Below are 13787 nucleotides of genomic sequence, written 5' to 3'. Positions count from 1 at the left end.
GAGACCCGGCCCCGGGAAGCAAACTCACCAAAAACAAGAAAACAGAGCGCACCTCCCCCGTGCAGAACGCACCACAACAAGGGTATTCACTCACCGACTGGCTCCATGCCGACACAGTCGCTGGTACTTCCTGGCTGCTCCCGATGGGTGCAAAGTCCGGCGAGATTCAATTCACCCACCGGAGCAACCAGATGACCATGTCCCGCCGTCTCCCCCTCCAGTTCGCCGTTCTCGCCGCCACGCTGTCAGCCCTGTGCGGCACGGCTTACGCCCAGCAGGCCAAGGAAGTCACCTTCGCCCACCAGGACATGCTCGTCCCCCTGCGCCTGGTCATGGAATCCGGCGAGGTCGAGAAAGCCACTGGCTACAAGATCAACTGGCGCATGTTCTCCGGCGGCGGCGACGTGATCCGCGCGATGGCTTCAGGCGACGTGCAGATGGGTGAAACCGGCTCCAGCCCGCTGACCGCCGCGGCCAGCCAGGGGCAGGACATCAAGCTGTTCTGGATCTCCGCGGACATCGCGAACGCCGAGGCGCTCATTGCCCGCAACGCGTCGGGCATCAACAGCATGAAGGACCTGGCCGGCAAGAAGGTAGCCACGCCCTTCGTGTCGACCGCGCACTACCAGTTGATGGCCGGCATGAAGATGGACGGTGTCGACCCCAAGAGCGTGAACGTGATGAACATGCGCCCGCCGGAGATCGCCGCCGCATGGGAGCGCGGCGACATCGACGCGACCTTCATCTGGGACCCGGTGCTCTCCAAGATCAAGGGCACGGGCAAGACCATCGCCACGTCGGGCAGCATCGGCAAGCGCGGCGCGCCCACCTTCGAGGGCATCGTGGTGAACGCCAAGTGGGCAGCCGCCAACGAGGCTTTCATGGTCGCGTTCGTGAAGGCGCTCAACCGCGCGAACGAGGAATACAAGGCCACGGGCAAGAGCTGGACACCCGATTCGCCGCAGACAAAAGCCATGGCCAAGTGGACCAAGGCCGACCCGAAGGACGTGGGCCCGGCGATGGCGCTCTATTCGTTCCCGACCATGGCCGAGCAGGTCTCGCCCACGTGGCTGGGTGGCGGCGCGGCCAAGGCGATGGCGAACACGGCCGTGTTCCTCAAGGAGCAGGGCCGGGTGCAGGAGGTGAAGCCCGACTACAGCGCCTACGTGACGACGGCGTACGTCGAAAAGGCCATGGGCAAGTGAACCGGAGCGGCACCACATGCCCACGCTGGACATTCGCGACCTGACGGTCAACTACGCGGTCAAGGGCGGCACGCTCCAGGCGCTGGCGCCGGTGAACCTCACCATGCACGACGGCGACTTCGTCGTCGCGCTCGGCGCCTCGGGCTGCGGCAAGACGACGCTGCTCAACAGCATCGCGGGCTTCCTGCCGCCCTCGACCGGCGAGATCCTGCTCGACGGCAAGCCGGTGGCCGGCCCCGGTGCCGACCGCGGCGTGGTGTTCCAGAAGCACGCGCTGATGCCCTGGCTCAACGTGCGCGACAACGTGGCGCTGGGCCTTCGGCTCGGCGGCATGGGCAAGGCCGAGCGCGACCGCATTGCCGAAGAGAAGCTGAATCTTGTCGGGCTGCAGAAGTACGCCGATCGCGCGGTGTATGAGCTCTCGGGCGGCATGCAGCAGCGCGTGGGCATTGCGCGCGCACTGGCGAGCGACCCGGCCGTGCTGCTGATGGACGAGCCCATGGGCGCGCTCGATGCGTTCACGCGCGAGCAGGTGCAGGAGATTCTTCTCCAAGCCTGGTCCAAGTCGAACAAGATGGTGTTCTTCATCACCCACTCGGTGGAGGAGGCGCTGTTCCTCGCCACGCGGCTGATCGTGATGAGCCCGAGCCCGGGGCGCATCTCGCACGTGTATGACGACGTACCGTTCTCGCGCCAGTACCTTTCGCACGGCGACTCGCGCAAGGTGAAGTCGGAGCCCGGTTTCATCCGCATGCGTGAAGAAGTCTTGTCGATCATTCATCATCGCGAGGTTGCCCATGCCTGAGGTGTCGATTGCATCTCCCGTCGCCATGACGCCGCCGCCTTCATCGTCAGCCAAGCCCGTCGCGTCGCCCGCGCCAGCGACGCCACCGGCCGGTACCAAGCTCAAGACCAGCTCCTTCAAGGTGCCGGGCGAGGGCTCCAGCCTGACGATCAGCATCGTCACGGTGATCGCGCTGGTGGCGCTGTGGTTCCTCGTCACGAACATGGGCTGGGTGAAGCCGCTCTTCCTGCCCACGCCGCAGGCGGTGTTCCAGCAGTTCTACGAATACCTCACCGGGCAGGCCAACGACAAGCCGCTGTGGCAGCATTTCCTGGCGAGCATGTTCCGTGTGTTCTCGGCCTTCCTGCTGGCCTGCGCCACGGCCATTCCGGTGGGCATCGCGATGGGCATGAGCCGCTTCTGGCGCGGCATCTTCGATCCGCCGCTGGAGTTCTACCGGCCGCTGCCGCCGCTGGCGTACCTGCCGCTCATCATCATCTGGTTCGGCATCGACGAGCTGCCGAAGGTGCTGCTGATCTTTCTGAGCTGCTTCGCGCCGCTGGCGCTGGCCGCCCGCTCGGGCATGCGCAGCGCCTCGCAGGAGCAGATCAACGCGGCTTACTCGATGGGTGCGAGCTACATGCAGGTGATCCGCCACGTGATCCTGCCCTCGGCGCTGCCAGACATCCTGGTGGGCATGCGCATCGCCATCGGCTTCGGCTGGACCACGCTGGTGGCCGCCGAGATGGTGGCGGCCAACATGGGGCTGGGTCAGATGGTGCTGAACGCGTCGAACTTCCTGCGCACCGACATCGTGATCATGGGCATCGTCGTCATTGGCGTGGTGGCCTATCTTTTCGACCTGCTGATGCGGTGGCTCGAGCGGCGCCTTGTGCCTTGGAAAGGGCGCATGTGACCGGTGGCGGCGGTGCCACCGTCACGGGCATCGGAGGCGGCAGGGCAGGGCCTTCGGTGAGCGCGTCCATCGACTGCTCGAGGTAGTCGAGCATCGCGCGCATCGCGGCGCTGTTGTGGCGGCGCTGCGAGTAGGCTGCGTACAGCCAGTGCTCGCGCGGCATGTGGTCGCGCAGCACCGGCACCAGGGCGCCGCGCTCCAGGTGCGACTGCGCCAGCGGCTCCGGCACGTAGGCCACGCCCACGCCGCGCAGCGCCAGTTCGATCAGCGCGACGGCATCGTTGGCTTCCATGCGGCTGTGCACCGGCACCTCGTACGGCTCGCCGTCGGTCTCGAAGGGCAGGTTGGTCGTCTGCTTGGCCGAGAAGCTCAGCACGTCGTGGCGGCTCAGGTCTTCGGGCACCTGCGGCATGCCGCGCTGCGCCCAGTAGGAAGGCGCCGCGCACACCACCATGTCGAACTGCACGAGGCGGCGCACGATCAGGTTCATGTCGTCGATGCGCCCGCCGGTCAGGTGGATGTCGATGCCTTCCTCGATCAGGTCGAGGTCGTCGTTGGTGAACACCAGGCTCACGTACACGTCGGGGTAGAGCTTGATGAAGCCCGCGATCACGTCGGAGAGCCAGCCGGCAATCAGCCCGTGCGGCGCGCTCATGCGCAGCCGCCCGCGCGGATGCGAGCCATGCGCCTGCAGGTCGTTGAGCGTGTTCTCGGCCATCGTCACCAGCTGCGTGCTGCGCTCCAGCAGCACCTGGCCGGCGTCGGTGAGGCTCAGGGAGCGGGTGGAGCGGTTGAGCAGCCGTACGCCGCTGCGGGCTTCGAGCTCGGCCACGTAGCGGCTCACGGTGGCCTTGGACATGCCCAGCGAGATCGCCGCGCGGGAAAAGCTGCGCCGGAAGGCGACTTCGCGAAATGTTTTGATGAGATCCAGACCGTCCATGGTGGACGGATTGTTCCAGCTTCCGGGATGAGGCCGTCGGGTGTAGGGACATCGCTGGTTTGGGGGCGATGTGATGAATACCTCCGTAGCTATACTGCGCCCCGTCACGTCAACAAAAGGCGTGACCGGGCTTGGACTCCCGAATCACCTCTGCGACGCAAGCCGCAGTCACTCCCGCAGGGTCTGCGGCTTCGTCATTCGTGCCTCCTTTTTTTGGCGGCTCGACGGGCGGGCGCAAGCCCGGCCGGTTCTCGCAAGAGGTGCCCGGTAGTCCAACCCGTCGAGCTGCCGCCCTCGCTTGGACTCGGGAGCGGTGGTTTCCACAAACCGCACCTCTTGGAGGCCATCGATGGCTGCATCTTCTCGCGCGTCCGCGCGTGTCTCTTCATTCCCCGACTCTCAAGAATCCACCGGCGCCGAATCGCTTGCGCTGCAGGCCTGTGACGACATCGATAGCCTGCACGAGGTCCGGCACGCCTACGCCGGCCTCGAAAGGCTCATCTGTCCGCAGCGCGTGAACGATGCGGAGGAGGTCTGCTCCAGCCGCTCCGAACTCAGCGCGCTGGTGCGCGTCGTCAACGACGAACTGCGCCGGCGCATCGAGGTGGCCGAGGGCACGCTGCGGTCGTTGCGTGCCGCCGTTGCTGCTAGATGAGCCCCCTGGTCGCGGCTTTCAGCGTCGCGGCCGCACGGGTCGTGCACCCGAGCTTCTGGAACACGCGCTCGACATGAGTGCGCACCGTGCTCGGGCTGATGCCCAGCACACGGGCGACTTCCTTCGTGTTGTGGCCCTGGCTGATGCAGCGCAGGACTTCGAGTTCGCGCTGGGAAAGGGACGCATCGACCTGTGCCGGCACAACGGGCTTTGAAACGCTGCCCGGCTGAACGCATGCGAGCAGCGCCGTGACGACTTCCTGATCGAAGCGGCCTGCCTTGGCGTCTTCCTTCATGCAGTCGAGCGCCTGTGCCTGCGTGAGTTCCGGCCGCCAGGGACGGCGGGTGCGGTGCGATTGCCACTGCTCGGCCGCGGCGACGATCTGCCCCTCCAGCGGCATCGCCGAGCCCGAGCGGCCGCGGAAGTGGCCCGAGCCGTCACGCCGCTCGAAGGCGAAGGATGCGATCTCCGCTTCGGCTGCGAGACCGTCGATCTGCCCGGCGGCGCGCGAAGTCCAGTAGGGCACGAGCCGCACGCGCTCCAGCGACGACGCCGGCAGCGGCTCGGGTGCATTCCAGATCGCGTTGGGAACCGCCGCCCGACCGATGCCGTGGATCAGGCCGGCCTTGTACGTGCGGTGGCATGCGGCCTCGTCCAGACCGAGTTGTGCGCCGCAATCGCGCGCCAGGCTGGCCACGCGGCGCGAGTAGCCCGTCATCCACGGCAGCTTGAGGTCGATCACATCGCCGACCAGTTCCAGGCCCATGCGTCGCAGCATCGATGCGGGCTGCTCCGCGGGCTCGGTCCATGGCGCGGCGGGGGAATCCAGCTCCTTCATCCATGCCGGGGCGAAGGGCATGCTCGCATCGACGAGGAAGGCCGGGTAGAGGCTGTCCGCACGTCCGCGCGCCACAGTGAGCGCTTCATCGATTCCGTAGAGACGCCCGAAGATTTCCAGATCGCTCGCCAGCGCCACCACGTAGGTCGCAAGCGGAACGTCTTCGCCCTGAAGCACGCCGGGCACGCCGCTGCCGTCGTAAGCCTCGAACACCGTGCGCAGCGCGGCTTCGGTCTCGCGGCTCAGCCCCAACGTGTTCGCGATGTCGCCGGCAATCTCGCAATGAATGTCGGCCATGGCCAGCACGGCATCGGGCACCGGTCCGCTGATGTGCGGCTGGCGCATGCGGGGTGCCCGCGATGCGAGCAGCGCTTGCCGGCCCTGTACATCGTCTTCGAGGAAATCCGCGAACTCCTGCGCATTGGCGGTGCAGCCCGACCATCGCAGCAACGCGACATGCCGCACGGCCTCGACCTGCGACGCGTCGCACCCGGCCCCGGCTGCGATCTTCCCGGCCAGCCAGGCCGTGCGCAGCGAGTGGTCCGTCGGCTGGCCCATGCTCAGGTCGCCGATGAAGGCCAGCGCGCGGACCGCGTCGAAAACGGTGATGGTCGTCGTGTCGTCGGACATGGGGGCAGGAGGGAATCGCGGCGGCGGGCACCCAGCATCGCACAGTTTTTCGGGGCTCTGTCGGTCATCCGACGGATACCGCGTGCGGCGGGGAGGGAAAAGAATGGGTGCGTCCGTGCCGCTCACTCGATGGATGGCGATCTTTTCTTGCTTTCTTTCATTCGTTCCTCACCATGTCCGACGCCTTGAAAACCGAATCCCAGCGAGCCGCCTGGCTGCGCAAGTACTACCTTGTTCGTGCCGCCTTCTCATTCGCGTGGGTCGCGGCGGTCTTCACCGTCGCGAAGCAATCGCCCGCACTGGCGACCGTGCTGCTGATCGTCTATCCCGCATGGGATGCGTTTGCGAATCTGCTGGATGTGAGGATGACTGGCGGTGCGAAGGCCAATGCCACGCAATTGCTCAACATCTGGATCAGCGCACTCGTCACGCTGGCGGTTGCGGGCTCTCTGGTGTTCAAGCTGCAGATCGCGTTGGCGATCTTCGGAATCTGGGCGATCGTTGCAGGGCTGCTGCAACTGGCTACGGCCATTCGTCGCCGCAAGGACAACGGAGGGCAGTGGGTGATGATGCTGAGCGGGGCGCAGTCGGCGCTCGCTGGTGGGTTCTTTGTGGCGCAACAGGGGAGCGGTGCGCCAGTGCTTCAGACCATCGTGGGGTACGCGGCGGTTGGGGCCGTGTACTTTCTGATTTCGGGGGTCATGGTGCTGGTTCGGGAGAGCCGGCGGGGGGCTCGGGGGCTTGCTTCTGGGGGAGGTTGATGTCGACAGGGTGCTGGAGCGTTGGGCGGCAGCTTGGGGCCCGCTGCAGCCAGTCGACGGCGTGGATAGGACGCCGGGTTGCAGTCGCTCAACGTTTGAGTTCGCCTGCGGGCTCCAGACGGCGAAGCCCGCTGGCGAACGTCAGATGCAGCGAACGGTTAGGCCTCATGTCGCCGTCTTCAATCCTCGTCGGCATGAAGAAGCGGGCGGTGATATTTCGACGGAAACCGGTAGTCCTTCAGGTAGAACCTGTTGCCGGAATATTCGGACTTTTCGTCCAGCCAAGCCCAACCGTTCAGCTTGGTCTTAATTGCGCCATACTGCGCGGGGCGAGCGATGTCGGCCATGACATCACGGAGGAAAACACGGTACCGTCGTGTCAGAAAGTACTGGCGATACAAGTCCGATGATATTGGCAGCTTGATTCCGGTATCGTCACCTTCGATAGAAATTCCGGTTACGGTCGTCGGCGGTTTGAGCCGAAGGAACCGCTGCTCGATACCTAGCTCTGCCGCTAAAGCTTTGCCGATGTTGTCCATGTCGTTCAGCAATTGGGCCCGCTTACGGTGGTCGCCCTGCTCCGCGTCGCGGCTAATTTGAGAAAGTAATTCGCGAATGGCGGTAACGTGCCGATCACCGCGAAGCTGTGTCACAACCCGAATGAAGTCGTCCGAGTTGGAACTCTCTCGCACTATTGCCGGCAGTAAGTTTGGTGTGCTGAAGTCGAACGTGTTGGGATGAGCACCAAGACGCCGCAACCCATCTTGTAGCCGATACTTGAATTGCGCTAAGCCCTCAGAAAATGCGTCACGGAAGCTCCCGGCGGATCCCGCTGCAAACTTCACCCTGCTCATAAAGTCGTTCGCAAAGAACTCCCGAAGGGGATGCGGCGAATAGGTCAAGTCATGGCGCGCGCCATACACCTGGTACCAGATGTACTGGTGGCCAAGCCATCCCATGACGCTGAGCATTCGCTGAACGTGGCGTGATAGCTTCTCCCACGCAACTTCTTGACCATCCTTCGCGATAATGCGCAACCGCTGGCCCAGTTCATCGTCTTTGGGGCTTGCCAGCAGCGCTTCGATGAGGGGACTTTCTTTGCCAATTCCGTGGGCCCGAAAGACCAGGAAGAATGCAGAGCTTGAATGCTCCCAAATGAATGTGCTGAATGCCTCAATTTGACTCAGATACTTGTTGAATAGCGCCTTGTCGGAGCCTTCCGAGAAGGCCTCGGTCCACGGGCCAATTAAGCTGCCAGCGATCTCGTTGATGGATTCATCTATGGGTGCATCAACGTTCGCGAACTCAACGTCGAAGGAAGAAAGCAATGCCTTTCTGGCCGGGGTGAACTTCTCCTTGTAGTTATCTGGAACGACTACCCGTTCAGAGAAGAGAACTGCCTCGACAAATCGGTCCAGAGCTGCCTGCTCTATGTCGAGTAGAGCAGCGTCGCGAGTCTTTGCTTTTCCCAAGGCGCGTTGCACGCTGGAAACCGTGGCGTTGTCGATCAGTGCGAGGGGCATACAAATTGGATTCTGAGGACCAAGTGATATAGGTCGAGTGCTAATGACTTCGGCCTAACATTTGAGCATGCGCCCACCGCCGTACGTACACACAGCGCCGCGTGCGAAATGTGCGCACGGGACCGGATCGGTGAACCCGCAAGCGGCTACTGGTGAATGCTCGCTCATGGCCGCATTCTGCCGTCACCCAGAGGTTCGCCGTACTTCGCCAAATCGCATCCGCCGAAGGTCACCCTGCGATTCAAGTTGACCGAATTCGACAAGCAGCCCGACCCGCTTCGCGAAGAAGGCGTCGGGAACATCGCATGGGAGGTCTCGCATCGACAAATCGCCATTCCGGCCACGCGTGCGACTTTTCTCAATCGCCGGAGACTTGCGAGAGAAGTGCCGTATCGATGAGCGCCAGTTCAGCTTGAGACAGCTTTGCAAATCACGCACCCTCTGCAGGCGAAAGCTCGGCGTCGTAGGTGGCCGACTGTAGTTGCAGAAATGTCGACGCCGCACTCGCGGAGCCGTCAATGCATCGCTTCAAAGGAGCGCAAGACCTACTGCGGCCTTTCCTGATCGCTCACCCGAAGAACGGTGCCGTCCTCCGAAAACTCGAGCAACAGCGGCGCATCGAGCATCTGATACTTCTGCGCGAGCTGGAACAGCGCATCCTTGAACGATCCGCTGAAATGTCCGGCGCGTACCTCGGGTGTGAGGGTGTAGTCGCGAGTGCTGTCCCAGCGGACCTCTACTCCCACGGTGGAGCCCCAGTGCATGATCACGCGACGCAATGATTCGTCCTCGATGGGCCACTGAGCGCGAACCGCACGGATTCTTCGCTCGGCAAGCGAGGCGGCCTCTGCCGCGGGCGTACTGGCTGCGGCGCTTGCAGGGACAACTTCATCCGGCCCCGGGAGCGCGACGCCTGCGGGCATGTCTCGCGATATCTTTTCCACCTGAACCCCCGCCGTCGCGCCGGCGAGCGTCGCGGCAAGGCTCATGCTGATGCCTACCCAGATTGATGGACGGAGCAGAGCCTTTCTCATCGGCGAGTCCGTGGGATGCAAGGAGTTTGGCAAGTGGTTGAGGAGCAGCGGCGCAGAGCCCGATGGGGCTTGGCCAGGGAAGCAGTCACGCATTTTATCCGGCAGCATCGAGCACGGGCCCGCACGCGAGGCATCAGGTCTGCAGGGCGAGTGCTCCATGCTTCCTGAAGCGAGGCGTTCTGAAGGCATATGTCTTCTTGCGTATGCCTTCCTATTTGCGAGGCAACCGAACTCCAGAAGGGCGAGCACGTCCGGCATCGTGGTCAGGCATCTGGAGTCGGCGAGAGCGATGCTTCTGATGCTTCTCTCCTCTGTGAGAGCTGGTATCGAACCGTTGGAGATCAACTTGATCGCCAGCCAGATCCGCAGACTTCATGCGTCGCCAGGGCAAGAGAACAGCCGCCGCAGCAAGGCAACAGCGCCCTGTTCCTCATGACTTTGGTCATTTCAGCTTCGCAAACATCGGAACTAAGATGCCCGCACCATGGCCAACGCCGCATCACTGTCTTCGCATGCCGCACCGTTGCGTAGCGAGGCCGGTGTCGCCATATCGGCGCGGGGCATCCTGGTGGTCGACGACCACGAGCTGGTGCGTCTGGGCCTTCGGGCGCTGCTGCTGGCCGAGACCGCAAGCGTGCCGGTGCACGAGGCACGCAGCCTCGCCGACGCATTGCGCTTGTACGAGTTCCATATCTCGTCGCATCTTCTGGTGCTGCTCGATCTCGATCTGCCCGACTCTCAAGGCCTGGATACGCTGGTGCGCTTCAGGCGTGCCTTTCCGGCATCGCGCGTGGTCGTGCTTTCGGGCAAGGACAGCCATGCGCTGATGCAGGGAGTGATGGCGCTCGGGGCTCAGGCCTTCCTGCCCAAGACCGGTCATCTGGGTGAGGTGTTGCGCTACGTGAGGGACAACGATCTGGTCGCCCAGCCGGTCTCGCAGCCTGCGCCTCCGGTCTCCATCTGCGCAACACCAGTACCAGCCGAGCTGCAGCCGCAGCTCAATGCGCGTCAGGTCGAGATCCTCGACTGGGTGCTGTCCGGCAAGTCGAACAAGGAGATCGCGCAGCTGTCGCATCTGACCGAAGGCACGGTGAAGAACCATGTGTCCACCCTGCTGTTGCTGTTCGGCATGCGCTCGCGGGCCCAGCTCATCAGCAGCCTTCGGTGAGCTGATCTCTTTGCGTCATGCGGCCTTCGATGTGGCGATGCCTGCATGAATGACCTGCATCCGCCCGAACTGGCCCAGCGCGTGCTGCGCGAGCAGGTGGCCGCGGTCCATGCCAACGCGCCTGCGGCCTATCTTGCGGACTTCCTCACGGCGCAGTCGCTGGGCATCGGCCTGTTCCTGGCCACGTGGCGCTGGCAAGTCCTGCTGTGGATGGCGCTGCACCTGGCGCTGACGCTGCGGCGCGCCTACAGGCGCTATCAGCGCAGCCCCGATGCGGCGGAGCACCCCGAGTATTGGGCGCGCTTCAATGCGCGCAATGTGCTGCTGCGCTCCTGCGTCTGGGGCCTTGCGCCTTGGTTGTGCGTTCCGGCGGGGCGCAACCTGGGGCTCTGGGTGATGGTCATCGTGATGATGATGGGCGGCTGCGCGGGCGGAGCGCTGTCGCTGGCGGTTCTCAAGCGCAACATCCCGCGCTTCATCGTGCCCAGCATGGCCAGCCTTACCCTGGCACTGGCCTGGCGGGGCGACAGCACGCACCTGTTCCTGGCCAGCGGCTGTCTGCTGTACATGTGCGTGATGATCATGTTCGCGCTGCAGCATCACAGGTTGCTGACCGCTTCATTGACGATGCGCTTCGAGAAAGAAGCGCTGGCTGAGCAGCTGAGCCACCAGATTGCAGCCACGCAGCGCGCCAGCGAGGAGAAGACGCGCTTTCTTGCCGCTGCGAGCCACGACCTGCGCCAGCCCATGCATGCCATCGCGCTGTTCGGAGCCGTCATCGAGAAGAAGCTTCGCGGCAGCGAGGATTGGGATCACGCCGCGCGGCTGATGGATGCGGTCGGAACGCTCGGCGATTCGCTCGACACGCTGCTGGACATCTCGCGGCTGGATGCCGGCGAGGTGGCGCCGCAGATACGGCCCGTGGAGCTCAATCCACTGTTTCTCGCGCTCAACAATGTGTTTGCGGCGCAGGCGGCCGACAAGGAGCTGCAGCTTCGCTTGCGCGCCACGCCGTGCTGGGTGCTGAGCGATCCGCAGCTGCTGCAGCGGCTGCTGTCCAACCTCGTCGACAACGCTCTCAAGTACACGCAACGCGGCGGCGTGGTGGTGGCCGCCCGCGCGCGAGGGCCGGTGGTGTGGATCGACATCTGCGACACCGGCATCGGAATTGCGGACGAGCACCTCGGCCGGATCTTCGACGAGTTCTACCAGGTGGGCAATCCGGGACGCGACCGGGCGCGAGGGCTGGGCATCGGCCTGTCCATCGTGCAGCGTATCTCGCGCCTGCTGGCACATCCGCTGCAGGTGCGTTCGCGCCTGCATCGCGGCAGTCGCTTTCGCCTGGTGCTTCCTGCGGTGTCGGCCTTGGGTGTCGTGCCATCCGCTGCGCGCCAGGGCGCTGCCTTGCCATTGCCGCAGCGCGTGCTGATCGTCGACGATGAAGTCGCGATCCGCCAGGCCGTCACCGGGCTGCTGCAGGCCCACGGCGTGGCCATCGATGCAGTGGCTGGCGAAGCCGAGGCCGGGGCCGTGCTGTCGCACGCCGCACATGGCAGTGCCCCTGTCGAAGTGCTGCTGTGCGATGTCCGCCTGGCCGATGGTGCCGACGGACTGGCTGCGGCGCAGCGATTGCGCGCGCGCTTCGGCCCCGGCCTGCAGGTGCTGCTGATCACCGGGGAAACCGCACCGCAACGACAACAGCAGATGCGCGACTCCGGGTTGCAGGTGCTGCTCAAGCCGGTGGCTGCCGAGAGGTTGCTGCAGGCCCTTTCAGCGTTGAAGCGACGCGATACGACGGACACGTCCATGCACTCCTGACCATCTTTTTTTCTGCGCAATCCGATGACCTTCGACACTGGATTGCGGGAGTTACGTTCCCTAACGTGAAGGCCTTCTCGTTCACTCCACTTGAAAAAAGGAAGGCCCATCATGATTGCCACTCGTACCGTTTCCCGTGCATGGCGTGCACCTGTCGCGCTGCTCATGACGAATCTCCTGCTGGCCGCCTGCGGAGGTGGCGGGGGAGGAGGCGGCGGGTTCCCCGGGTTCGCTGTCGCCCCCGCGCCCGCGCCCGCTTCGCAGGGAACACCGGCGCCTGCGCCCGCACCGGAAGACACCACGCCCTCCATCACGATGCAGCCATCGGATACCACTGTTGGCCAGGGTGTGTCCGCCACGTTGAAGGTGCAGGCCGTGCGCGCCACGGCCTATCAGTGGCAGCGCAGCGTCGATGGCGGCACCAGCTGGACGGATATTTCCGGAGCCAGCGGAGACAGTTTCACCACAGCTGCCAACCAACTGGCCGACAGCGGCCAGCAACTGCGCGTACGGGCGACGGGCGCAGACGGCAGCGTGACCAGCCATGCCGCCACGCTGACGGTCAAGCCATGGGTCGCCAACGTGCTGGCGACCACGGGTGTGAGCTACAACCATCCCTATCAACTGCTTCTGGATGCGAGCGGCGCGAACCTCTACGTGGCCATGGGCGGCAATGGCTCGGTCTACAAAATCGACACGGCCAGCGGCAACGGCGCGGAGGTGACACCAGGCACGACCATGAATACGCCGTATGGCCTGGCGCTTGGAGCCGATGGCACGCTGTACGTGAGCGACCAGCACCGCATCAACAAGATCGCCCCCAACGCCACGACCTTCAGCACCTGGGTTGGCGACAGCACCAGCGGCTATGCCGACAGCCCGGCCACTCCGCTGTTCCACAACCCCGCCAGCATTGCGCTGGACAGCGCAGGCAACCTGTTCGTGGCAGACACGGAGAACAAGCGCGTGCGCAAGGTCGCGGCCGACGGCACCGCCAGCACGCTTGCGGGCGACGGCACGCAGGCCTACCTGGACGGAGTAGGCACGGCCGCCCAGATGGCTCGTCCGCAGGGCCTGGCGATCAGCCGCGATGGCAGCACGCTGTACGACACGGACACCGACAGCCCCTGCCTGCGCAAGATCGACGTGGCCAGCGCCACGGTGAGCACGCTGTTGGGCGATTGCGCCAACGGCAATGCGGGCGCCGGCGTGGTCGACGGCACCTCCGCTACGCCGGCCAAGCTCGGTTACTCCTATGGCGTGACGGTCGATGCGAACAACAACGTGTTCCTGACCCAGGCATGGGATGGCGTGGCGCGCGTGGTCTCGCCATCGGGTGAGATCAGCACGCTGCGGGACAGCAGCGGCACGGCCTTGGCGTTCAACTTCCCGATCGGCGTGGCCGTTGCCGGCGACGGGACCATCTACGTGGGTGCATCGAACGGCAACCAGATCTTCAAGCTCACGCTTGCGCCTTGAGCTCTTCTGAAGTCCCGAGGGCCAGGCATCCGGCCA

Annotated in this window: 12 protein-coding genes; 8 read left to right on the top strand and 4 right to left on the bottom strand. The window is 64.5% G+C overall.

The annotated features are described in order from the left end of the window. The first annotated feature begins 191 nt into the window (after positions 1-191). From tauA to ABL844_RS22980, 3 genes are read left to right on the top strand one after another with little or no spacing between them, the layout of a single operon-like run. Positions 192-1205: a taurine ABC transporter substrate-binding protein gene (gene tauA, locus ABL844_RS22990; RefSeq protein ID WP_369661349.1), complete on the top strand. Its 1014-nt coding sequence runs from the start codon at positions 192-194 to the stop codon at positions 1203-1205. Between the two features lie 16 nt (positions 1206-1221). After that, the gene (locus ABL844_RS22985) at positions 1222-2010 is read left to right on the top strand and encodes a taurine ABC transporter ATP-binding protein (RefSeq protein ID WP_184641581.1); all 789 of its coding nucleotides are present in this window, start codon (positions 1222-1224) and stop codon (positions 2008-2010) included. Next, entirely contained in the window at positions 2003-2905 is a 903-nt protein-coding gene (locus tag ABL844_RS22980) for an ABC transporter permease subunit (protein ID WP_418129050.1), read from the top strand. Before ABL844_RS22985 ends, ABL844_RS22980 begins: the two co-directional genes overlap by 8 nt. Here ABL844_RS22980 and ABL844_RS22975 read toward each other — a convergent pair. Next, positions 2823-3845: a LysR family transcriptional regulator gene (locus ABL844_RS22975; RefSeq protein WP_126024404.1), complete on the bottom strand. Its 1023-nt coding sequence runs from the start codon at positions 3843-3845 to the stop codon at positions 2823-2825. The two genes, ABL844_RS22980 and ABL844_RS22975, sit on opposite strands and share 83 nt — an antisense overlap. Positions 3846-4194: 349 nt before the next feature. Between ABL844_RS22975 and ABL844_RS22970 the strand changes: the two genes are divergently transcribed. Next, positions 4195-4500: a hypothetical protein gene (locus ABL844_RS22970; RefSeq protein WP_418129049.1), complete on the top strand. Its 306-nt coding sequence runs from the start codon at positions 4195-4197 to the stop codon at positions 4498-4500. On the opposite strand, the gene ABL844_RS22965 is transcribed toward ABL844_RS22970, so the two are convergent. Then, positions 4493-5968, bottom strand: a complete 1476-nt coding sequence (locus ABL844_RS22965) for an HD domain-containing phosphohydrolase (protein ID WP_418129048.1) — start codon at positions 5966-5968, stop codon at positions 4493-4495. The genes ABL844_RS22970 and ABL844_RS22965 overlap by 8 nt on opposite strands. A 173-nt stretch (positions 5969-6141) precedes the next feature. Here ABL844_RS22965 and ABL844_RS22960 point away from each other — a divergent pair, with 173 nt between their 5' ends. Then, entirely contained in the window at positions 6142-6729 is a 588-nt protein-coding gene (locus ABL844_RS22960; RefSeq protein ID WP_418129047.1) for a DUF308 domain-containing protein, read from the top strand. A 179-nt stretch (positions 6730-6908) separates the two neighbouring features. Here ABL844_RS22960 and ABL844_RS22955 read toward each other — a convergent pair whose 3' ends face one another. Together ABL844_RS22955 and ABL844_RS22950 are read right to left on the bottom strand one after the other, a co-directional pair. Further along, the gene (locus ABL844_RS22955; RefSeq protein WP_418129046.1) at positions 6909-8252 is read right to left on the bottom strand and encodes a hypothetical protein; all 1344 of its coding nucleotides are present in this window, start codon (positions 8250-8252) and stop codon (positions 6909-6911) included. Between the two features lie 545 nt (positions 8253-8797). Next, the gene (locus ABL844_RS22950; protein WP_418117313.1) at positions 8798-9241 is read right to left on the bottom strand and encodes a TcpQ domain-containing protein; all 444 of its coding nucleotides are present in this window, start codon (positions 9239-9241) and stop codon (positions 8798-8800) included. 529 nt (positions 9242-9770) lie between these two features. Between ABL844_RS22950 and ABL844_RS22945 the strand changes: the two genes are divergently transcribed. From ABL844_RS22945 to ABL844_RS22935, 3 genes are all read left to right on the top strand, one after another. After that, positions 9771-10454, top strand: coding sequence for a response regulator (locus ABL844_RS22945; protein ID WP_418129045.1), 684 nt, complete (start codon positions 9771-9773; stop codon positions 10452-10454). Between the two features lie 45 nt (positions 10455-10499). Further along, positions 10500-12272 (top strand): ATP-binding protein, encoded by a 1773-nt coding sequence (locus ABL844_RS22940; RefSeq protein ID WP_418129044.1) that lies wholly within the window; start codon positions 10500-10502, stop codon positions 12270-12272. 111 nt (positions 12273-12383) lie between these two features. Next, positions 12384-13751, top strand: a complete 1368-nt coding sequence (locus tag ABL844_RS22935) for a hypothetical protein (protein WP_418129043.1) — start codon at positions 12384-12386, stop codon at positions 13749-13751. Positions 13752-13787 lie beyond the last annotated feature (36 nt).

It is taken from the genome of Variovorax sp. 278MFTsu5.1 (assembly GCF_048305045.1).
Classification (GTDB): Bacteria; Pseudomonadota; Gammaproteobacteria; order Burkholderiales; family Burkholderiaceae_C; genus Variovorax; species Variovorax guangxiensis.
Note: the sequence above shows the minus strand (reverse complement) of the source record. Positions and strands in the feature narration are given on the sequence as shown.

Coding starts and splice junctions, on each gene's coding strand:
- tauA (WP_369661349.1), top strand. CDS start 192: ATGACCATGTCCCGCCGTCTCCCCCTCCAGTTCGCCGTTCTCGCCGCC.
- ABL844_RS22985 (WP_184641581.1), top strand. CDS start 1,222: ATGCCCACGCTGGACATTCGCGACCTGACGGTCAACTACGCGGTCAAG.
- ABL844_RS22980 (WP_418129050.1), top strand. CDS start 2,003: ATGCCTGAGGTGTCGATTGCATCTCCCGTCGCCATGACGCCGCCGCCT.
- ABL844_RS22975 (WP_126024404.1), bottom strand. CDS start 3,845: ATGGACGGTCTGGATCTCATCAAAACATTTCGCGAAGTCGCCTTCCGG.
- ABL844_RS22970 (WP_418129049.1), top strand. CDS start 4,195: ATGGCTGCATCTTCTCGCGCGTCCGCGCGTGTCTCTTCATTCCCCGAC.
- ABL844_RS22965 (WP_418129048.1), bottom strand. CDS start 5,968: ATGTCCGACGACACGACGACCATCACCGTTTTCGACGCGGTCCGCGCG.
- ABL844_RS22960 (WP_418129047.1), top strand. CDS start 6,142: ATGTCCGACGCCTTGAAAACCGAATCCCAGCGAGCCGCCTGGCTGCGC.
- ABL844_RS22955 (WP_418129046.1), bottom strand. CDS start 8,252: ATGCCCCTCGCACTGATCGACAACGCCACGGTTTCCAGCGTGCAACGC.
- ABL844_RS22950 (WP_418117313.1), bottom strand. CDS start 9,241: ATGAGCCTTGCCGCGACGCTCGCCGGCGCGACGGCGGGGGTTCAGGTG.
- ABL844_RS22945 (WP_418129045.1), top strand. CDS start 9,771: ATGGCCAACGCCGCATCACTGTCTTCGCATGCCGCACCGTTGCGTAGC.
- ABL844_RS22940 (WP_418129044.1), top strand. CDS start 10,500: ATGAATGACCTGCATCCGCCCGAACTGGCCCAGCGCGTGCTGCGCGAG.
- ABL844_RS22935 (WP_418129043.1), top strand. CDS start 12,384: ATGATTGCCACTCGTACCGTTTCCCGTGCATGGCGTGCACCTGTCGCG.